General features: G+C 71.6%; 15 protein-coding genes. 6 read left to right on the top strand and 9 right to left on the bottom strand.

Annotated features, from left to right (window positions below):
* Positions 1-41: 41 nt before the first annotated feature.
* The 4 genes from BLU84_RS28315 to BLU84_RS06570 form a co-directional block, all read right to left on the bottom strand.
* Positions 42-215 carry a DUF6053 domain-containing protein gene (locus BLU84_RS28315; RefSeq protein WP_425479331.1) on the bottom strand — a complete coding sequence of 58 codons (174 nt, stop codon included), beginning with the start codon at positions 213-215 and terminating at the stop codon, positions 42-44.
* 67 nt (positions 216-282) lie between these two features.
* A complete protein-coding gene (locus BLU84_RS06580) occupies positions 283-981 on the bottom strand; it encodes an alpha/beta fold hydrolase (protein ID WP_074864228.1) in 699 nt (232 codons plus the stop codon).
* A 2-nt stretch (positions 982-983) separates the two neighbouring features.
* Positions 984-1,700: a hypothetical protein gene (locus BLU84_RS06575; RefSeq protein WP_074864226.1), complete on the bottom strand. Its 717-nt coding sequence runs from the start codon at positions 1,698-1,700 to the stop codon at positions 984-986.
* A gap of 13 nt (positions 1,701-1,713) precedes the next feature.
* A complete protein-coding gene (locus tag BLU84_RS06570) occupies positions 1,714-3,117 on the bottom strand; it encodes an L-serine ammonia-lyase (protein WP_074864224.1) in 1,404 nt (467 codons plus the stop codon).
* A 212-nt stretch (positions 3,118-3,329) separates the two neighbouring features.
* Between BLU84_RS06570 and BLU84_RS06565 the strand changes: the two genes are divergently transcribed.
* Both BLU84_RS06565 and BLU84_RS06560 read left to right on the top strand, forming a co-directional pair.
* The gene (locus tag BLU84_RS06565) at positions 3,330-3,557 is read left to right on the top strand and encodes a glutaredoxin family protein (protein WP_074864221.1); all 228 of its coding nucleotides are present in this window, start codon (positions 3,330-3,332) and stop codon (positions 3,555-3,557) included.
* Positions 3,520-3,969 (top strand): hypothetical protein, encoded by a 450-nt coding sequence (locus BLU84_RS06560; RefSeq protein WP_074864220.1) that lies wholly within the window; start codon positions 3,520-3,522, stop codon positions 3,967-3,969. The genes BLU84_RS06565 and BLU84_RS06560 overlap by 38 nt, the downstream gene beginning before the upstream one ends.
* Before the next feature lie 160 nt (positions 3,970-4,129).
* Here BLU84_RS06560 and BLU84_RS06555 read toward each other — a convergent pair whose 3' ends face one another.
* From BLU84_RS06555 to BLU84_RS06545, 3 genes are read right to left on the bottom strand one after another with little or no spacing between them, the layout of a single operon-like run.
* Entirely contained in the window at positions 4,130-4,684 is a 555-nt protein-coding gene (locus BLU84_RS06555; RefSeq protein ID WP_074864216.1) for a YceI family protein, read from the bottom strand.
* The gene (locus BLU84_RS06550) at positions 4,674-5,297 is read right to left on the bottom strand and encodes a cytochrome b (RefSeq protein WP_074864214.1); all 624 of its coding nucleotides are present in this window, start codon (positions 5,295-5,297) and stop codon (positions 4,674-4,676) included. Before BLU84_RS06550 ends, BLU84_RS06555 begins: the two co-directional genes overlap by 11 nt.
* Positions 5,294-6,070, bottom strand: coding sequence for a YceI family protein (locus BLU84_RS06545; protein WP_074864212.1), 777 nt, complete (start codon positions 6,068-6,070; stop codon positions 5,294-5,296). Before BLU84_RS06545 ends, BLU84_RS06550 begins: the two co-directional genes overlap by 4 nt.
* A 440-nt stretch (positions 6,071-6,510) precedes the next feature.
* On the opposite strand from BLU84_RS06545, the gene BLU84_RS06540 reads away from it, so the two are divergent.
* The 4 genes from BLU84_RS06540 (at position 6,511) to BLU84_RS06525 (ending at position 18,028) form a co-directional block, all read left to right on the top strand.
* A complete protein-coding gene (locus tag BLU84_RS06540) occupies positions 6,511-10,074 on the top strand; it encodes a hybrid sensor histidine kinase/response regulator (RefSeq protein ID WP_233431085.1) in 3,564 nt (1,187 codons plus the stop codon).
* Positions 10,075-10,249: 175 nt separating this feature from the next.
* On the top strand, positions 10,250-13,813 hold the full coding sequence (locus BLU84_RS06535) for a hybrid sensor histidine kinase/response regulator (RefSeq protein WP_074864209.1): 3,564 nt from the start codon (positions 10,250-10,252) through the stop codon (positions 13,811-13,813).
* Complete coding sequence (locus BLU84_RS06530; protein WP_233431084.1) at positions 13,810-17,439, top strand: hybrid sensor histidine kinase/response regulator; 3,630 nt, start codon at positions 13,810-13,812, stop codon at positions 17,437-17,439. Before BLU84_RS06535 ends, BLU84_RS06530 begins: the two co-directional genes overlap by 4 nt.
* 283 nt (positions 17,440-17,722) lie before the next feature.
* Complete coding sequence (locus BLU84_RS06525; protein ID WP_170849102.1) at positions 17,723-18,028, top strand: cupin domain-containing protein; 306 nt, start codon at positions 17,723-17,725, stop codon at positions 18,026-18,028.
* An 18-nt stretch (positions 18,029-18,046) separates the two neighbouring features.
* On the opposite strand, the gene BLU84_RS06520 is transcribed toward BLU84_RS06525, so the two are convergent.
* Positions 18,047-18,784, bottom strand: coding sequence for a heparin lyase I family protein (locus BLU84_RS06520; RefSeq protein WP_074864206.1), 738 nt, complete (start codon positions 18,782-18,784; stop codon positions 18,047-18,049).
* A gap of 316 nt (positions 18,785-19,100) precedes the next feature.
* Positions 19,101-20,177 (bottom strand): uroporphyrinogen decarboxylase, encoded by a 1,077-nt coding sequence (gene hemE, locus BLU84_RS06515; RefSeq protein WP_074864203.1) that lies wholly within the window; start codon positions 20,175-20,177, stop codon positions 19,101-19,103.
* Positions 20,178-20,261: the final 84 nt, after the last annotated feature.

Raw genomic sequence — 20,261 nt, 5'->3', positions numbered from 1 at the left:
CTCGCTGTGGTGGGAGGGGCTTCAGGCCCGATGCTTTCGGCTCAGGTCGCCATGAAGCATCCAAGCGCAGCGCATCGAGGCTGAAGCCCTCCCACAAGCCGCATCGGTTGCCTCGCTGTTGTGGGAGGGCCTTCAGGCCCGACGCTTTCGGCTCCGGTCGCCACAAAGCATCCAAGCGCAGCGCACCGAGGCTGGAGCCCTGTTACGAGCCGCATCGGTCGCCTCGCTGTTGTGGGAGGGCCTTCAAGCCCACCGCCTTTCGCTCAGCCCACGCCGCGCGCTTCAACAGCGATCGAGCCAGCGCGCGATCTGCGCCGCGGCTTCACCGGCGCGCGCCTGCAGCAGGAAATGCGGTGCATCCAGGGCGATGCATTCGGTGTGCGGCCGTGCGCGGCGGATCTCGTCCCAGCTGTCGTGCGACACCAGCCGGTCGGCAGTGGCGCGCAAGTACAGCGTGGGCGCGGCGACTTCGGCCAGCGCCGCGCGCGCGTCGACGCGTGCGATCTCGCCCAACCGTTTGCGCAGCACCGCCGGATGCAAAGCGTCCAGCGCGGCGCGCAGCCGTTGCCGACGCTGCGGTGTCGACCAGCGGCCCAAGGTCGCACGCGCGACCGCGGCCAGCGGCACCTGCCGCAACGGCAGGGCGTGCGTCCACGCGGGCAGCGCCGCCATTCCCAGCGGCGACCACGGCGGACGCGGCGCGCGCGCGAACGATGCGCACAGCACCAACGCCTGCAATTGCCGCGGCCGGCGCGCGGCGAGGCGGATCGCGACCGGCCCGGAGAAGGATTCGCCGATCAGCGCGAACGGTTCGTGCGCGGGCAATTGCGGCCACACCCATTCGACCAGTTCGTCGTAGCCCAGCGCCGGATCGTTGGGATAAACCAGCGTGCGCGCATCGAAGCGCGGGCGCATCGCGTCGAGGAAGTCCGCCAGCAAGGCGCCGCCGCCGTCGAGCCCGGGCAGGACCAGGCAGCGCATGCTCAGCCGCGCCGGCGGCGCGCGGCGCGGTTGAAGTTGCGCGCCTGCTCGGGTTGCGCGGCGAACGCCGGCGCTTCGTCGTCCTCACCCAGCCGCGCTTGCAACCGTTGCAGCGCCTTGAGCACCGCGGCGCGATGCCGCGCCAGCTTCATCCACGCCGGCAGGCGCGAGATCATCGATGCGTTGCCGGCGCTGCGCAGGCGTTCGCGCTGGGTCGCGGCGACATAGCGGTGCAGTTCGTCCAGATGCTCGGCGTTGTAGGCCCACAGCAGGCCGTGGCGGGTCGGTTCGAGCAGGCGCAGCGGCAGGCCCAGGTGCGGGTCGCGCGGCTCGGGGCCGCGATGCGGCTGCATGTCGACATCGACCTCGCTGTCGCGCGCGCACACCGGGCAGCGCACGGCGATGCGCTGCGGGGTCTGCGCGGGCTTGCCGTCGTAGATCCGGTTCACGCCGAGCCATTGGTGGCCGCAATGGCCGCAGGGCCGGCGGCCGTACAACCGCACCGGCCCGTACCAATCGTGTTGCGCGGCGTGCAGGCCGCAGCACGACACCGTCGCTGCGCTCAGCCCGCAGCCGGTGCAGGCGAAGCGCACCTCGCGGCTATCGCGCGGCGCGCGCACCTGGCCGGCGCGGGCGCAGCGCGGGCAGCGCACTTCGATGCGCTCGGCGTAGCGCCACAGCCCGCGGCCTTCGTCGATGTGCCGCAGCGGCGCGTCCATGCCCCGGTCGTCCTCAGCACTCGATGACGTTGACCGCCAGGCCGCCGCGCGAGGTTTCCTTGTACTTGTCCTGCATGTCGCGGCCGGTGTCGCGCATGGTCTTGATGACCTTGTCCAGGCTGACCTTGTGCTTGCCGTCGCCGCGCATGGCCATGCGGTAGGCGTTGATCGCCTTGACCGCGCCCATCGCATTGCGCTCGATGCACGGGATCTGCACCAGCCCGCCGATCGGGTCGCAGGTCAGGCCGAGGTTGTGTTCCATGCCGATCTCGGCCGCGTTTTCGATCTGGCTGGCGCTGCCGCCGAGCGCGCCGACCAGGCCGGCGGCGGCCATCGAGCAGGCCACGCCGACCTCGCCCTGGCAGCCGACTTCGGCGCCGCTGATCGAAGCGTTTTCCTTGTACAAGATGCCGACCGCGGCCGCGGTCAGCAGGAAGTCGCGCACGCCCTGCAGGTTGGCGCCGGGGCAGAAGCGGTCGTAGTAGTGCAGCACCGACGGGATGATGCCGGCCGCGCCGTTGGTCGGCGCGGTCACCACGCGGCCGCCGGCGGCGTTTTCTTCGTTGACCGCGAGCGCGTAGAGGTTGACCCAGTCGAGCACGGTCAGCGGATCGCGCATGCCGGCTTCGGGTTTCGCCGACAGTTCGGCGTGCAACGCCGGCGCGCGGCGCGAGACGTGCAGGCCGCCGGGCAGGGTGCCGGTCTCGCGGATGCCGCGGTTCACGCACGACTGCATCGCCGTCCAGATTTCGTCGAGGCCGGCGTTGATCTCCTCGTCGCTGCGCCACACGCGTTCGTTGGCCATCATCAACTGGGCGATCGACAGGCCGCTGCGCGCGCACTGCGCCAGCAACTCGTCGCCGGAATGGAACGGGTAGGGCAGGTCGGTGGTGTCGGCGACGATGCGGTCTTCGGCCGCTTCGTCCTGGTTGACCACGAAGCCGCCGCCGACGGAGTAGTAATCGCGCGTGGCGATGACGTTGCCGTCGGCATCGAAGGCGGTGAAGCGCATGCCGTTGGTGTGGAACGGCAGCTTCTGGCGCTTGTTCATGATCAGGTCGTGCTTCTCGTCGAAGCCGATCTCGTGACGCCCGAACAGGTTGATGCGCTTGGTCTTGCGGATGCGTTCCAGCGCCGCCGGGATGATGTCCGGGTCGATCTGGTTCGGCCAATGGCCTTCCAGGCCCATCAGCACCGCCTTGTCGGTGCCGTGGCCGCGGCCGGTCAGCGCCAGCGAGCCGAACACCTCGGCGCGCACGCGCGCGGTGCGGGCGAGGTCCGCGCCGCTCTCGCCGGTGCCGCAGCCTTCCACCAGCCAGCGCTCGATGAAGCGCGCGGCGGCGCGCATCGGGCCGACGGTGTGCGAGGAACTCGGGCCGATGCCGATCTTGAACAGGTCGAAACTGCTGACTGCCACGTTTGGCTGCTCCAACTGGGGTCGGACGTTGCTGGCGACCCGCGCGAGGCGGCGCGGCGCGCCGGCGCCGCGAGGGCGTGTATACGCTTATTCTACGCGCGGCCCGCGTCGCTCCGCGCCCGGATTTGCGCGGCGCCGCACGCGATCGCGCCATACCCGGGCGCATTGAACAGCTGCCGGCCGAGCGCCGGCGACGAGACCAGGAAGCGACTGTGCTGACTTTGTTCCAACGCGACGATTGCCACCTGTGCGACCTGGCCCTGGCGGTGCTGGCGCAGGCGCGCGCGCCGGAGTTCGAGAGCGTCTTCATCGACGAGGACGCGGCGCTGGAAGAACGCTACGGCACGCGGGTGCCGGTGCTGCGCGACGCGGCGCGCGGGGTGGAACTGGATTGGCCGTTCGATGCGCGAACGCTGGCCGCCTGGCTGGCGCAGGCCTGAGGCGGTGTTCGCCGGCCTGCACGATGCGCTGCTGGTGGGCTACGAGGTCGACGGCGAGCGCGGCCGGTTGATTCTGTCGTTGCGCCCGCACCACGGCAGCGCGCCGGGGCCGTTCCGGATCGAGTTCGAGGGCGTATTCGCGCACCGCTTCGACGCGCCGCTGTTGCCGGCCATCGTGCTGGACCTGGAGCAAGCGCCGGCGCAGGCGCTGATCGAGGAGGAATGGGATGACATCCAACTGCGCGCACGCCGCAACGGCTGGCCCGGCGGGCCTTGGAAAATCGGCGACCTCCAAGCGGCGCGGGCGTGGGTCGAGCGCGAAGGCCTGAAGGCCTACTGGCTGAGTTCCAGCTACGGCCTGGACGGCTGGATCCTGGCGCGTTCTGTCCACATGGCGGCAGAGCAGCCGTAAGCCCCTGTAGGAGCGGCGCGAGCCGCGACCGCGACAACGCCGCTACGACGCAAGTTTCGACGCAGGTGCGTTGTCGCGGTCGCGGCTCGCGCCGCTCCTACAGGGGGATCGCAAAGAAAAACGGGGCCGCGTGGGCCCCGTTTGTGCTTGCAGCGCGGGCTTACTTGGCCGGCGCGAAGGTGACCTTGGTGCTCACCGCCACTTCGTTGGGAATGATCGAGGTGTCCTTCCAGTCGCCGTCGCCGACCTTGAAGTCCAGGCGCTTGACCGTGGCCTTGCCGGCCAGCACCGGCTTGTCGCCCGGGGTCCAGGTGAAGGTCAGCACGACCGGCTGGCTGACGCCGCGCAGGGTCAGGCTGCCGTCGGCGGCGTACTTGTTGCCGCCCAGGCTGCGGAACTTGGTCGCGCTGTAGCGCGCCTGCGGGAACTTGGCGATGTCGAAGAAATCCGCGCCCTTGAGGGTGTCGTCGCGTTCGGCGTTCTTGGAGTTGGCGCCGGCCAGCGGGATCACCACGTCGAGCTTGGAGCCGTCGAGCTTGGCCGGGTCGAAGCTCAGCCGCGCGGTGAAGCCGGGGAAGCTGCCGGCGAAGACTTCGCCCTGGTACTTGGTGGCGAAGGTCAGGCTCGAGCCGGCCTGCTGCACGTAATCGGCGGCGAAGGCCGGCGCGGCGGCGAGGGTCAGGGCGGCGGCCAGGGCCAGGGACTTAAGGCGCATTGCGGTTCTCCGGGGAAGCGGGGGAAGAGGGGGCGGGTTGCGGCTCGGCGGCGGCGCTGGCGAGGCGGCGCCGGCCCGGCAGCATCCGGGTCAAGGTGTCGTCGTTCTGGAACAGATGGTGGTAGAACGCGGCCGCGGCGTGCGCCAGCACCAGCGCCAGCAGCAGCCAGAAGCCGTATTCGTGCAGGTTGCGGCTCAGCTGGGCGAGCTCTTCGTTGCGCGCGGCCAGTTTGGGCAGGTTGAACAGGCCGAAGTACTGCAGCGGGTAGCCGGCGGTGGAGTTGAACAGCCAGCCCGACAGCGGCAGCGCGAACATCAGCGCGTACAGCGCCCAATGGGTCAGCGAGGCGACGCGTTCCTGCCAGTGCGGCGTGCCCGCCACCGGCTTGGGCGCGCCGGCGTAGGCGCGCCAGGCCAGGCGCAGCGCCACCAGCACCAGCAGGGTCAGGCCCAGCGACTTGTGCAGGGCGTAGATCTTGATCTTCGACGGCCCGTTGCTCATGTCGGTCATGGTCAGGCCGATGATGGCCAGGGCCGTGATCAGCAGCACGATCAACCAGTGCAGCGATTGGCTGACGGGGCCCCATCGGTCGGCGGTGTTCTTCAAGGTCATCGGCTGGGCTCCGGTCGGGGCTGGGCGGGGGCGGGCGGTGCGGGGTCGGGTCGCACGGAATCTGAAGGGGCCGGCGGATCGGCCTGGGCGGCGTCGCTGTCGTCCCCGGCAGCGGCGGAGGCCGCGCTCTTGGGCGAGTCGCCGACGTATTTGTCGCGCACCGCTTCGGCTTCGATGCGCAGCTCCACCTCGTCGCCGATCACCGACTTCCAGGCGTCGATGCCGAACGCGGCGCGGCTGAGCGTGGCGGTGGCGGAAAACCCGGCGGTGCGGTGGAACGGCGGCAGCGGGTGGCGCTTGAGCGCGTTGAACTTGACGTCCAGGCACAGCGGGCCGTCGACGCCGTGCAGGCTCAGGGTGCCGCAGACCTTGAAGCGCTGCGGGTCGCCGGCGGCGGGTTCGACCTGCGCGGACACGAAGCGCGCGGTCGGCCAGCGCTTGCCGTCGAGCAGGTTGCGCGCCAGCGCGGCCTTGTTCCATTTGTCGTCGCCCAGTTCCAGCCGGGTCAGCGGCACCTGCACGTCGAGGCGGGCGCTGCGCCAGTCGGCCGGGTCGAAGCGCAGGCTGCCGGCCGCGCCGGAGACGGTGCCGATGGCCTGGGAGAAGCCGGCGTGGGACAAGGCGAACATCACCCGGGTGTGGACCGGGTCGAAGCCGTAGCTCGCCAGGCCCGCCGCCGCGTCCGCCGGTGCCGGCGCCTGTTCGGCGAGGGCGACGCCGGGCAGCGCGGCGAGCGCGGCCAGGACGATGGCGCAAGGGCGGTTGAGAGACATGGCAGCTCCGGCAAGGTTCGGCAGGGATTCTAGGCACAGCGGCGCAAGGCCGCGTTCAGACGCGCGCAACGATCCGTTTCGGCGCGCCGGCGAACCGGTCGGGCCGGCTCATCGCAGCGCGCGGCCGGCGGCGGATCGCCGATGAGCGGACCGCTCACAAAACGAGGCCCGCGGCGGGGCGGAAGTTCCGCGACTTGCCTCGCGGGCCGGTTATCGCCGAGCCTTATGCCCGGGGAAAGTGCCGGATGCGGTCACGGAAACCGTAATCCGGCGGCCATGATGCGGTCAGCCGTTCGTCAGCGAGGCGTCAGTTTCGCTGTCCTGCGCGCCGCCGATGCGCCGCCAGGACGGCTTGTTTCGAAGCGGGAGGGAACCGGATGCGGGCAATGCGGTTAGGCGCGCGATCGCGCGCGGCGCGAGCCTGGGCACGGGCGCTGTGGTTGTGCGCCGGCCTGGCCGCGGCGGCGCCGTGGGCGGCCGCGGGCGTGCCCGAGGCGCCGCGCGCGCGCATCATCGGCGTGGCCGACGGGCTGCCGTCGAGCAAGGTCAACGGCATGGCCTTCGACCACGCCGGCTACCTGTGGCTGGCCACCACCGACGGCCTGGCCCGCTACGACGGCGTCGGCATGAAGGTGTGGCGGCACGTGCCCGGCGATCCGGCCTCGCTGCCCGGCAACGACCTGACCCTGGTCAACGTCGACGACCGCGACCGCATCTGGGTCGCCGCCGAAGGCCGCGGCCTGAGCATGATGGACGTGCGCCGCGAGGGCTTCGTCCACTACCGCCGCGCCGAGCACCCGCAGATCGGCAGCGACGACACCTTCACCGTGGCCAGCCGCAACGGCGAGGTCTGGTTCGGCACTTACGGCGGCGGCCTGCACCGGATCGACCGCAACGGCCGGATCGAGCGCTTCATGCCCAAGGACGGCGACCCGCGCAGCCTGCCGTCGCCGACCGTGCTGACCCTGAGCTACGACGCCCGCGGCGATCTGTGGGCCGGCACCTTCAAGGGCCTGGCGCGCTGGACCGGGCACGACTTCGAACGCATCGGCCTGCCCGGCGAGGATCCCACGCCCTGGGTGTTCGCCATCGCCCCGGTCGGCGAGCAACTGTGGGTCGGCAGCAAGACCGGCCTGCACCGGCGCGAGCGCGACGGGCGCTGGACCGACCCGGACTACTCGGCGATGTTCGCCCAGCTCAACGCGGTGCTGAGCGTGGCGCCGGACCGCGACGGCAGCCTGTGGCTGGGCACCCAGCGCAGCATCTGGCGGGCCACGCCGCAGTCGGTGCCGGCGCCGATGGCGCTGGGCCCGGCGCGGCCGGCGCGGCCGGTGCAGCAGATCGTCGGCCAGGACGACGGCTCGTTCTGGTTCCCGCTGGCCGGTGTCGGCGTGGGCTATCTGCGCCCGGACTGGCGCCGCATCGCCCAGTACTCGCGCGAGCGCGGCAGCCTCAGCAGCGAGCTGTACACCGCGCTGGCGCCGTCGGCGCGGCGCGGGTTCTGGCTGATCGGCGCGCGCGGCGAGATCGAGCGGCTGGGCCAGGACGGCGTGGTCGAACCGATCAGCGACGGCCCGCACGACGCGCTCAGCAAGGGCGGCATTCCCAACACCGCGGTCGAGGACCGCCAGGGCCGGCTGTGGGTCGCCACCAGCCGCAACAACCTGGTGCGGATCGATCCGTCCGGCGCCTGGCGCGACTGGGGCGAAACCGGGCCCGACCCGGTCCTGCCCGGCGAGCCCGACCGCATGGCGGTCGCGCCCGACGGCACCCTGTGGATTTCCTACCTGACCCAGGGCCTGCAACAGCGCGACCCCGACAGCGGCCGCGTGCTCGCCACCATCGCCGTCGGCCCGGAGCAGGGCATCGGCAACGGCGACTTCGACAACATCGGCTTCGCCCCCGACGGCACGCTGTGGATCGCCTCGGGCGAGGGCCTGCTCAGCCGCGACGCCAAGCGCAACGTCATGGCCGCGGTGCCGGGCCTGCCGCGCGACCGGGTGTTCGGCTTCGCCTTCGAAAGCGCCGACAGCCTGTGGCTGCAGCGGCTCAATGGCCTGGAGCATTACCAGCGCGAAGGCGGACGCTGGGAACTGCGCGACCGCGCCGGCGTGGAGCGCGGCATTCCCGCGGTCGAAGGCACCGGCCTGTTCCGCGACCGCGCCGGACGGCTGTGGCTGCCGACCGCGCGCGGCCTGTTCCGCTGGGATCCCAAGCAACTGCGTCTGCGCCGCTTCGGCGTGCAGGACGGCATGAGCAGCCAGGAATTCCTGCGCCGCGCCAGCGTGCTGACCGGCGACGGCACCTTGGCCGCGTCGCTGTCGGACGGCAGCGTGGTGCTGATCGACACCGCCTGGCCGGACCCGGCGCCGCGCCAGCCGCGGCTGGTCTGGCATCAGCTCGACGTGCGCCGCCACGGCCGCTGGGTGCCGCTGGCCTTGAACAAGCCGGTGCGGCCGTCGGGCTCCGAGCGCGCCTCGCGCTACGAAGCGCTGCCGACCCTGGCGCCGGACGACCGCGAGATGCGCGTGCAGATGCGCCTGCTGTCGTTCGACGACCCGCAGGCCAACCGCTACTACACCCGCCTGGAAGGCTACGACAGCGATTGGGTCGCGGTCGGCGAGAGCGGCGAGCGGGTGTTCGCCGGCCTGCCGCCGGGCAGCTACGTGCTGCACGCGCGCGCGATCGACGCCAACGGCAACACCGCGCTGGAGCGCGTGCTGGAATTCAACGTGCGCCCGCCGTGGTGGCGCACGCCGCCGGCGCTGGCGGCGCTGCTGGGCCTGCTCGCGCTGGCGGCGTGGTGGGGCACGATGCTGTACCGGCGCCGGCTGGCGCGGCGGCTCAACTGGCAGCGCGCCGAGCACGAGCGCGAAGTGGCCAAGCAGGCTTCGCTGGCGAAGACGCGTTTTCTGGCGACGCTAGGGCATGAAGTGCGCACGCCGATGACCGGCGTGCTGGGCATGAGCGAGCTGTTGCTGGATACGCCGCTGGATCAGAAGCAGCGGGGCTACACCGAATCCATCAGACGCGCTGGCGAACACCTCTTGCGTTTGGTCAACGACGCGCTCGACTTGGCCCGGATCGAATCGGGCAAGCTCGAACTCGCGCACGAACCGTTCGATGTGCGTGCGCTGGTCGCGCAAGCGGCCGACCTGATGCGGCCGCTGGCGCAGCAGCGCGGCCTGCGCTTCGAAGTGGACGTGGCCGCCGACGCGCCGCGCGGCCTGCGCGGCGACACCAGCCGGGTCTGCCAGGTGCTGCTGAACCTGCTCGGCAACGCGATCAAGTTCACCGACGTCGGCGCGGTGAGCCTGCGCGTGGAGCGGTTGACGCCGCAGGGTGTGCGCTTCGAAGTCAGCGACACCGGCCCGGGCCTCAACGAAGAACAGAAGCAGCGCCTGTTCCGCCGCTTCGAACAGGCCGAAGGCGCGCGCACCGCCGCGCGTTACGGCGGCAGCGGCTTGGGACTGGCGATCAGCCAGGAACTGGCCGCGGCGATGGAAGGGCAGATCGCGGTGTACAGCGAACCGGGCCAGGGCGCGCGTTTCGTGTTCGACCTGCCGCTGGCCGAGGCGCCGCCGCCGGTGCAGGCCGCGGCGTCGGTCGAACCGTCGCTGGCGCGGCCGCGGGTCGGTTCGCGCGTGGTGCTGTTGGTCGAAGACGACCCGACCGTGGCCGAGGTGATCGCCGGCCTGTTGCGCGGACAGGGCCATCGCGTCGCCCACGTCGCCAACGGCCTGGCGGCGCTGGCGGAAACCGCGACGGCGCGGTTCGACCTGGCGCTGCTCGATCTCGACCTGCCCGGCATCAACGGCCTCGACCTCGCCCGGCAACTGCGAGCGCAAGGCTTCGTCCAGCCGCTGGTCGCGGTGACCGCGCGCGCCGACGCCGACGCCGAACCGCAGGCGCGCCGCGCCGGCTTCGACCGGTTCCTGCGCAAGCCGGTGACCGGCGCGATGCTGGCCGATGCGCTGGGGGAGATCTTCGAGCGCGAGGCGTGAGCGCGCCGCGCCGCGGCGGCGCGCGCGTCCGGCGCCCGCCGCCGCGCCTGCCGCACTTGTGACCGCCAGCGCATTGCGCGCGTTCGCCGTGCGCTTGCGCACAGTCGGGCCCGTTGCGACGATAGGCTTACCGGCCTTACCGGGACTCAATCGCTCGCGGTCCAGGAGGAGCCCCGTGCTGGTACGTTGTTGGTGTCTGCTCGCGTTGCTGCTGTGCGCCGCGTCGTGCATCGAACAGGCGCAGGCGCGGCTGCCGGAAACGCCGCGCTTCCGCCGCTTCGGCCAGGAACAGGGCGTGCCCAAGTCGGTGGTCGCGGCCGAGCTCGACCACCAGGGCTATCTGTGGATGGCCACCGAGGACGGGCTGGCGCGCTACGACGGCGTCGAATTCAGCCTGTGGCGCCACACCATGGGCCTGTCCGGTTCGCTGCCGGACAACATGCTCGAAGACCTCTACATCGACGCCGGCGACCGCATCTGGGTCGCCAGCCGCAACGGCCTGAGCGTGCTCGGCGCCGACCGCAAGGAATTCGAACGACTGTCCTTCGGCGGCGGCAACGCCAGCTGCAGCGACAACGTCACCTTCGTCACCGGCACGCCGGACGCGGCGATCTGGACCTCCACCTACGACGGCCACCTGTGCCGCATCGCCCCCGACGGCCGCGGCGTGGAGCGCTTCGAGCCCGGCGTCGGCGCCGCCGCGCGCCTGCCGCGCGGGCCGATCACCGCGATGATGACCGACCCGCGCGGGCGCCTGTTGGTCGGCACGGTCGGCGGGCTGGCGCGCTTCGACGGCAGCCGCTTCGAGCGCGTCGGCCGCGACGAAACCGCCGGCTTCAGCGTCGGCGAACTGTCGCAGGACACCGACGGCGCGATCTGGGTCGGCACCGACAACGGCCTGTTCCGCCTCGACGGCGACGACCGCATGACCCCGGCGCCGTGGAAGCTCGGCGAAGACGCCAACAACGGCATCGTCGTCAGCGACCTGTCCGGCGGGCGCTGGATCGGCACCACCGCCGGCCTGTACCGGGTCGATGCCGACGACAATGTGCGCCTGCTTCAGGACGACGCCGGCGACGGCCTGTGGGACCGTCGCAGCGGCGTGCTGCAGATGCTGCGCGATGAAGAGGGCGGCATCTGGCTGGTGACGTATTCGCAAGGCCTGGTGTACCTGCCGCCGGACTGGAACCGCTTCGCCTCGGTGACCTCGGTCGGCGGCCGCCAGATCGACCGGCTCGACGCGCGCGACATCGCCTCCGACGGCGACGGCGGCTTCTGGTTGCTCAGCGCCACCGACCTGTACCGGCTGCGCGCCGGCAGCGGCACGCTGGAGCCGGTGGCCGACTCGCGCGGGGCCGGCCTGAAGTGGATGCACACCGTGTTCGCGCGTCCCGACGGGCGGCTGTGGATCGGCCATTCCACCGGCCTGAGCCTGTTCGACCCGGCCAGCGGCGAGGCCCGCAGCTGGCCGCTGGATCCGCATCGCCCGCGCGTGCAGGGCACGGTGTGGTTCCTGCACGAACTGCCCGACGGCGGGCTGTGGCTGTGGTTCTCCGACGGCAGCGTGCACCGCTACACCCGCGACGGCGATCCGTTGCCGCCGGGCGAGATCGAAAAGACCCTGGGCACCGCCGCGTTCCTGACCAGCCCGGCGACGTTCCGCGCCGGCCCCGACGGCCAGCCCTGGTTCGCCGGCAGCACCGGCCTGCAGCGTTGGGACGGCGACGGCTTCGTCGCGGTGCCCGGCGGCGGCTTCAGCGACATTCAGGCGATGAGCTTCGCCGGCCCGCAGCGGCTGTGGCTGGCGCGCACCGGCGCGCTGGAGGCGTATCGCTGGAAGGACGGCCGGCTGATCCTCGAGCGCCGCATCGACAACACCAACGATTACCCCGACGCCAACGTCTCCGGCCTGCTGGTGAGCCGCAACGGCACGGTCTGGGCGACCACGACACGCGGCTTGCTGATGGTCTCGCCGGACGCGCGCCGGCTGCGCCTGTTCGGCCTCGGCGACGGCATCCCCAACGTCGAGCTGACCCGCACCAGCCCGCACCGCAACGCCGACGGCATCGCCGCGGCACTGTCGCTGGACGGCATGGTGCTGTTCGACCTGGACACGCCGTTCCCGAGCGCGCGCCCGCCGCGGCTGTCGCTGGAAAGCCTCAGCGTGCGCCGCGAGGAAGACGACTGGGCGCTGTCGCCGGCCGGCGGCCGGGTGCAGCTGGAATCGGACGACCGCGACTTCCGCGTGGTCGCGCGGCTGATGTCGTTCCTGGATCCGCGCTCGCACGTCTACCGCTTCAAGCTCGACGGTTACGACCCGGACTGGATCGAGCAGCGCGCCAACGGCGAGCGGGTGTTCTCGCGCCTGGACCCGGGCGAATACCGGCTGTGGGTGAAGGCGGCCGGCGCCGACGGCATCTGGTCCGAACCGGTCGGCTTCGAACTGCACGTCAAGCCGCCGTGGTGGCGCTCGACCTGGGCGCAACTGGTGTTCACCGTGCTCGGCATCGCCTTGCTCGGCATCGCCGCGATCGCGTATCGCCGCCGCCTGGGCCGGCGCAGCGCGTGGCAGCTGGCGGTGCACAAACGCGAAGTGGCCGAGCAAGCCTCGCTGGCCAAGACCCGGTTCCTGGCGACGCTGGGGCATGAGGTGCGCACGCCGATGACCGGCGTGCTGGGCATGAGCGAGTTGTTGCTGGATACCTCGCTGGACGAAAAGCAGCGGGGCTATACGGAGTCGATCAAGCGCGCGGGCGAACACCTCTTGCGGTTGGTCAACGACGCGCTCGACCTGGCCAGGATCGAGTCGGGCAAGCTGGAACTGCAGGACCGCCCGTTCGACCTGCGCGCGCTGGTCGAGGAGGCCGCCGGGCTGATGCAGCCGCTGGCGCGCCAGCGTGGGTTGAAGTTCGAGGTCAAGATCACCGCCGACGCGCCGACCGGGCTGCGCGGCGATCCGCACCGGGTCAGCCAGATCCTGATGAACCTGCTCGGCAACGCGATCAAGTTCACCGAGGAAGGCCGGGTCGGGCTGCGGGTCAGCGCGCTGGAGCCGCAAGGCGTGCGCTTCGAAGTCAGCGACACCGGCCCGGGCCTCAACGACGAACAAAAGGCGCGGCTGTTCCGCCGCTTCGAACAGGCCGAAGGCGCGCGCACCGCGGCGCGCTACGGCGGCAGCGGCTTGGGGCTGGCGATCTGCCAGGAACTGGCCGCGGCGATGGACGGGCAGGTCAGCGTGGTCAGCCAGGCCGGGCAGGGCGCGCGCTTCGTGCTCGACCTGCCGCTGCCGTCGGCGCCGCCGCCGCCGCCGTCGGCGCCGCGCGACCGTTACTCGCCGCGGGTGCCGGTGGCGCCGGAGCGCAGCGTGCCGCGCGCGATCCTGCTGGTCGAAGACGACGCCACCGTGGCCGAGGTCATCGCCGGCCTGTTGCGCGCGCAGGGCCACCGCGTCGCCCACGTCGCCAACGGCCTGGCGGCGCTGGCGGAAACCGCGACGGCGCGATTCGACCTCGCGCTGCTCGATCTCGACCTGCCCGGCATCAACGGCCTGGACCTGGCCCGGCAACTGCGCATGCAAGGCTTCTCGCGGCCCTTGGTGGCGGTGACCGCGCGCGCCGACGCCGACGCCGAACCGCAGGCGCGCCGCGCCGGGTTCGACCTGTTCCTGCGCAAGCCGGTCACCGGCGCGATGCTGGCCGAAGCCATCGAGACGGTGCTGGCGCAGGCGGAGGAGCCGTGACCGAGCCGGCCGCCGCCGGCCGTCGCGGCGTGTGGCGCGCGCTCGCCGCCGCCGCCGCGCTGCTGCTCGCGCTGTGCGCGCTGCCGGCCGCCGCGGGCCTGCCGGAAACGCCGCGGCCGCGCCAGCTCACCGTCGCCGACGGGCTGCCGTCGAACACCGTCAACCGCATCGCCGAAGACCGCCACGGTTATCTGTGGATCGCCACCAGCGAAGGCCTGGCGCGCTACGACGGCACCGGCTACCGGGTCTGGCAGCGCGAGCAGGGCCTGCGCGACAACTTCCTGTGGGCGGTGCACGTGGACGCGCGCAACCGGGTCTGGGTCGGCACCGCCCAGGCCGGGCTGGCGATGCTCGACCCGCAGCGCAAGCGCTGGACCTATTTCGACCGCGCCAACACCCCGGCGCTGGTCGACGACTGCGTGTGGTCGATCGCCTCCACCCCCGACGGCGCGCTGTGGTTCGGCACCGAGCGCGGCGGCCTCTACCGCATGGACGCCGACGGCGAGCTGCAACGCTTCATGCCGCGCGCCGGCGACCCGCGCAGCCTGCCCAGCGAAGGCGTGGTCAACCTCGCCGTCGCCCCCGACGGCGCGCTGTGGATCGCCACCCTGGCCGGCGCCGCGCGCTGGACCGGCCACGATTTCGAACGCGTGCCGGCCGGCGCGCTGAAGTCCGACATCGTCAATTCCATCGCCTTCGAACGCGACGGCACCGCCTGGTTCGGCACGCCCGCCGGCGCCGGCATGCGCCAGCCCGACGGGCGCTACCAGGCCGAGCCCTGGGCCGGCTTCGCGCCCAAGCTCAAGGTGATCGACGTGCTGCGCCGCGACCGCACCGGCCAGTACTGGTTCGACCTGCCGCAGGGCCTGGGCGTGGGCGGGCCGGACGGGATCGAGGTGGTGCCCTTGTTCAGCGCCACCAGCCAGGGCCTGGTGCGGCCGAGTTGGTCGGGCGCCTACGAGGACCGCGAAGGCGGCCTGTGGTTCGCCAGCAACGGCCACGGCCTGTGGTACCTGCCGCCGAACTGGCGCCAGTTCTCGGTGCTGACCCGGCGCGTCGACGATCCGCGCTCGATCGCCAACGGCCACGTGCGCGGGATCGCGGCCGCCGCCGACGGCGACATGTGGCTGGTCGGCAGCGGCGGCGTGCTCGACAAGCTCGATCCGGAGACCGGCCAGGTCGTGCATTTCGCCAAGGATTTCAGCGGCGGCATCGCCCTGGACCGGGTCCTGGCCGACCGCCGCGGCGTGGTTTGGGTGAGTTTCTACGGCGGCCTGGCGCGGATCGACGCGACCACGCGCGCGGTGCGCAGCTGGCACCGCGGCGACGGGCGCGACGCCAGCATCACCGGCACGGTCGAGCTGGTCGAAGGCGACGGCTGGGTCTGGCTGATCGGCAGCGACGGCGACGTGCAGGCGCGCGACGACGAAGGCGCGGTGCGCGAAGCGCTGCGCTTCGGCGAACGCGGCCTGCCGCGCGACCTGTCCGCGCCGGTGACCGGAACCGGCCCCGACGGCGCGCTGTGGCTGGCCGGCGACGGCCTGTGGCGTTGGGACCGCGCGCAGCGGCGTTTCGTCGACGTGCCCGGGATCGGCCACGGCCAGACCGTGCAGAGCTTCGCGTTCGAACCGCGCCCCGCCGTGGGCGCTGCGGGCGCGCGCCGCGCGCGCCTGTGGATCGGCGGCTTCGGCACGCTGGAGGCCTACGACTGGGACGGCCGGCGGCTGCAGCGCGCGTTCGGCCTGGGCGCGCCGGACGGATTGCCGGCGACCGAGATGCGCGGCATCAGCGTCGATGCCGCCGGGCTGGTGTGGATCACCAGCAAGCGCGGCCTGGTGCGGGTCGATCCGATCGCGCGCTCGGCGCGGGTGTACGGAGTCAAGGACGGCCTGCCGAGCCAGGAATTCAACCACGCGCCGGTGCCGCGCCCCGGCGACGGGCGATTGCTGATCGGCAGCCCCGAAGGCCTGGTGCTGTTCGATCCGGCGGTGGTGCGGCCCAGCCGCGAGGCGCCGACGCTGATCGTGGAAAGCATCGAGGTGCGCCGCGGCAGCCGGAAGGTCGCGTTCCCGACCGACGAAGCCGACCCGGGCCGGACGCTGCCGGGCAAGGTGCCGGCGGTGACCATGGCCGACGGCGACCGCGACCTGCGCGTGGTCGCGCGGCTGCTGTCGTTCAACAACTCGCAGAGCAACCGCTACCGCTTCCGCTTGAGCCGCTTCGATCCGGGCTGGGTCGACGTCGGCGCCAGCGGCGAGCGCGTGTTCTCGCAGCTCTCGCCGGGCGACTACCGCCTGCAGGTGATGGCCAAGACCGCCGACAACGTGTGGACGCCGCCGCTGACGATCATGCTGCACGTGGATTCGCCGTGGTGGTGGAGCTGGTGGGCGGTGCTGGGCGCGCTGGCGGTGCTGGCGCTGGTGCTGGCGTGGATCCTGATGGCGCACCGCAACCGCCTGCAACGGCGGCTGGCGTGGCAGCGCGCGGAGCACGAGCGCGAAGTGGCCAAGCAGGCCTCGTTGGCGAAGACCCGGTTCCTGGCGACGCTGGGACACGAGGTGCGCACGCCGATGACCGGCGTGCTGGGCATGAGCGAGTTGTTGCTGGATACGCCGCTGGATCAAAAGCAGCGGGGTTACACCGAATCGATCCGGCGCGCCGGCGAACATCTACTGCGGCTCGTCAACGATGCGCTGGATCTGGCGCGGATCGAATCAGGCAAGCTCGAACTCGCGCACGAGCCCTTCGATGTGCGCGCGCTGGTCGCGCAAGCCGCCGACCTGATGCGGCCGCTGGCGCAGCAGCGCGGGTTGGTGTTCGAAGTGCACGTAGCCGCGAGCGTGCCGCGCGGTTTGCGCGGCGACGCCAGCCGGGTCTGCCAGATCCTGCTCAATCTGCTCGGCAACGCGATCAAGTTCACCGAGGTCGGTTCGGTCAAGCTCAGCGTGGAGCGGCTGACCCCGCAAGGCGTGCGCTTCGAAGTCAGCGACACCGGCCCGGGCCTCAACGAAGAACAGAAGCAGCGCCTGTTCCGCCGTTTCGAACAAGCCGAGGGCGCGCGCACTGCCGCGCGCTACGGCGGCAGCGGGCTGGGGCTGGCGATCAGCCAGGAACTGGCCGCGGCGATGGACGGACAGATCGCGGTCTACAGCGAACCCGGGCAGGGCGCGCGTTTCGTGTTCGACCTGCCGCTGGCCAACGCCGAACCGCCGGCCGGCGCCGGCGGCGCGGCCACCCACCTGCCGCGGCCGCACGCGGGGCCGTTGGCGATCCTGCTGGTCGAAGACGACGCCACCGTGGCCGAAGTGATCGCCGGCCTGCTGCGCGCGCAGGGCCACCGCGTCACCCACGTCGGCAATGGCCTAGCGGCGCTGGCGGAAACCGCCACCGCGCGCTACGACATCGCCTTGCTCGACCTCGACCTGCCCGGCATCAACGGCCTCGACCTCGCCCGGCAACTGCGCGCGCAAGACTTCGCCCAACCGCTGGTCGCGGTGACCGCGCGCGCCGACGCCGACGCCGAACCGCAGGCTGCCGCCGCCGGTTTCGACCGCTTCCTGCGCAAGCCGGTGACCGGTGCGATGCTGGCCGAGGCGCTGGACGCATTGACCGCGCCGCGTAGCTAGTGCGGAGCTCGTACGTCCGCACCCGCAAGGTTTCGCAGCAGCCGAATTTTCGCGGTCGCGGCTCGCGCCGCTCCTACAGGTAGCGCAGGCAACATCACAGTCCCCCTGTAGGAGCGGCGCAAGCCGCGACCGCGCCACTGCGCCAACGACGCAATCCGCCTATCGCCATCGCGCCCTACCGGCTCGCATTCGCGTGACTGTCGTTCGCACCCGCACGCCCGCAGTGTAGTTGAATATCCGCGCTCGCGGCACGCGCCGCTGCTACAGGGAGTCACCGCACATCATGCAGATCGGAAACCTGTTCGCCGATGCGCAAGCGCCGGGCGAGGGCGAGCGCTTCGAAGCGCTGCTGACCCACCGCAACCTCGTGGTCGAGCGCATCGTCAGCTCCGCGCGCATCCAGCCGACGCTCTACACCCAGCCGCAGGACGAGTGGGTGGCGTTGCTGCAAGGCGAGGCCGAACTCGATGTCGCCGGCGAAACCGTGGTCCTGCGCGCCGGCGACTATCTGTTCCTGCCCGCCGGCACGCCGCATACGGTGCGGCGGGTCGCTGAAGGGAGCGTGTGGCTGGCGGTGCACCTGCACTGAGCGCACCGTCGCCGGGGCTCAGGGCAGGGCGACGGCGGTGATGTCGTCGTGATAGGCCACGCGGATGCGCGCGTCGCCGTTGGCGCTGCGCGAATCGGCCCGATACAGGCCCCACTTGAGATAACCGAATTCGCCGGCGAAACGCGGGTCGAAGGTGGCCAGACCGCGCAGGTCCGCCTTGCGTGTGTAGTCGGTTTCGCCGTCCAGGCGCACGTCGGCGGTGAAATAGCCGTCGTTCGCGCGCGACCACAGCACGTCCATGCGCAGGTCGATCCAGCGGTTGTCGTAGGGGCGGATGTCGTCGACCAGGACGATCTGGCCGCTGGCGCCGTAGCGCAGGACCAGCGCGTTGCGCTTCACGCCGATGGAGACATCCGGCCCGCCGCCGACGTGCTTGAACTGCCAGACGATGTCCAGCGGCGCGCTGACTCGGTTCCAGTCCTCCCAATCCTTGAGCAGCACGCTCACGGTGTAGCGGCGATGGTCGCCGGGCCGGTAGGTGCCGTTGGCGGCGCGGTTGCTCGCCGTTTCGCTGCGCGGCGCGTCGTTGGAGACGTAGGCGGGGGCGTCGAGCGCGACCTTGTGGCCGATGGCGAAGCGGCCCGAGCGCGGCAGATCGGTGGCGACGAATTCGGCATCGGCAGCGCTCGCGCCGCTGAGAGTCAATGCGGGCACGCCCGAGTCGCGCGTGCCGGTTTCGTAGTCCACGCGCAACGACGGCGCCTGTGCCTGCGCGCCGCAGGCACACAGGAGCAAGGCGAGCGCCGTGGATGGACGCTGCAGGGAAGGGAACATCGGTCGCATGGGCAGGATCCTGGAGTGGGAAAGCCGCGCGCAGATCGCGGCGGGGCCTACTCTAGGCAAGGCGCGGACGCGAAAAAACGACGCAGTGGCCGGGATCGACATGACGTTTCGTCATGTGTTTTCTCCTGCGGCCGCGACTGCGTGTACTCGTTGTGCATTAGAAATGCGTTTCGAATGCAGAAGGCGCACGTCGTTGCTGTCCGCGTGTGCGACGCTCAAAAAAAAACCGGCGCCAGGCGCCGGTTTATTCGTCGCAACTGCGAGCGCCTCAGCGCGCGCTCAACTCGTGCACCGCCGCGACCAGCGCGCCGACGTGCTCGGGCGACATATCCGGCGACAAGCCGTGGCCGAGGTTGAACACGTGGCCTTCGCGCGAGCCGCCGTTGCCGGCGCGGTAATCCTCGAGCGCGCGGCCGACTTCGCGGCGGATCGCCTCGGGCGAGGCGTACAGCGTCACCGGGTCGAGATTGCCCTGCAGCGCGGTGCGCCTGGCGATGCGGCGCGCCGCGTCGCCCAGGCCGATGGTCCAGTCCACGCCGACCGCTTCGGCGCCGCTGGCGGCCAGTTCGTCCAGGTACGGATCGTTGCCCTTGCCGAACAGGATCAGCGGCGCGCGCGTCTCGCCGTCGCCGCGCGGCAGTTCGGCGGCGATGCGCTGCAGATAGCGCAGCGAGAACTCGCGGTACATCGACGGCGACAGCACCCCGCCCCAGGTGTCGAACACCTGCAGCGCCTGCGCGCCGGCGGCGTACTGGGCCTTCAGGTACGCGATCACCGCGTCGGTGACCACGCCCAGCAGCTTGTGCATCGCCGCCGGGTCGTTGAGCGCGAGCGACTTGACCTTGGAATAGTTGTCGCTGCCGCCGCCTTCGACCATGTAGCAGGCGATGGTCCACGGGCTGCCGGAGAAACCGATCAGCGGCACCGAGCCGTTCAACTCGCGGCGGATGGTGCGCACCGCGTCCATCACGTAGCGCAGGTCGGTTTCCATGTCCGGCACGCCGAGCTTGTCGATGTCGGCGGCCGAGCGGATCGGGCGCTCGAACTTCGGGCCCTCGCCGTCGGCGAAGTACAGGCCCAGGCCCATCGCGTCGGGCACGGTGAGGATGTCGGAGAACAGGATCGCCGCGTCGAGCGGGAAGCGGCGCAGCGGCTGCAGGGTGACTTCGCAGGCCAGTTCCGGGTTCTTGGCCAGGTTGAGGAAGCTGCCGGCCTGAGCGCGGGTGGCGCGGTACTCGGGCAGGTAGCGGCCGGCCTGGCGCATCAGCCACACCGGGGTGCGGTCGACGGGTTGACGGCGCAGGGCGCGCAGGAAGCGATCGTTGGCGAGGGGCTGGCTGGACATGGGGTCGGGCGAGGGCCGTGGTTTCAGTTCGGGAAGTCGGGGCGGGAACCGCGTTGGAGCGGGGCGGGGCGTCGGTGCGCGGCG

The organism is Lysobacter enzymogenes (genome assembly GCF_900106525.1).
In the GTDB taxonomy this organism is placed as follows: Bacteria; Pseudomonadota; Gammaproteobacteria; order Xanthomonadales; family Xanthomonadaceae; genus Lysobacter; species Lysobacter enzymogenes.
Note: the sequence above shows the minus strand (reverse complement) of the source record. Positions and strands in the feature narration are given on the sequence as shown.

Coding starts and splice junctions, on each gene's coding strand:
- BLU84_RS28315 (WP_425479331.1), bottom strand. CDS start 215: ATGCGGCTCGTAACAGGGCTCCAGCCTCGGTGCGCTGCGCTTGGATGC.
- BLU84_RS06580 (WP_074864228.1), bottom strand. CDS start 981: ATGCGCTGCCTGGTCCTGCCCGGGCTCGACGGCGGCGGCGCCTTGCTG.
- BLU84_RS06575 (WP_074864226.1), bottom strand. CDS start 1,700: ATGGACGCGCCGCTGCGGCACATCGACGAAGGCCGCGGGCTGTGGCGC.
- BLU84_RS06560 (WP_074864220.1), top strand. CDS start 3,520: ATGCGCGAACGCTGGCCGCCTGGCTGGCGCAGGCCTGAGGCGGTGTTC.
- BLU84_RS06555 (WP_074864216.1), bottom strand. CDS start 4,684: ATGCGCCTTAAGTCCCTGGCCCTGGCCGCCGCCCTGACCCTCGCCGCC.
- BLU84_RS06550 (WP_074864214.1), bottom strand. CDS start 5,297: ATGACCTTGAAGAACACCGCCGACCGATGGGGCCCCGTCAGCCAATCG.
- BLU84_RS06545 (WP_074864212.1), bottom strand. CDS start 6,070: ATGTCTCTCAACCGCCCTTGCGCCATCGTCCTGGCCGCGCTCGCCGCG.
- BLU84_RS06525 (WP_170849102.1), top strand. CDS start 17,723: ATGCAGATCGGAAACCTGTTCGCCGATGCGCAAGCGCCGGGCGAGGGC.
- hemE (WP_074864203.1), bottom strand. CDS start 20,177: ATGTCCAGCCAGCCCCTCGCCAACGATCGCTTCCTGCGCGCCCTGCGC.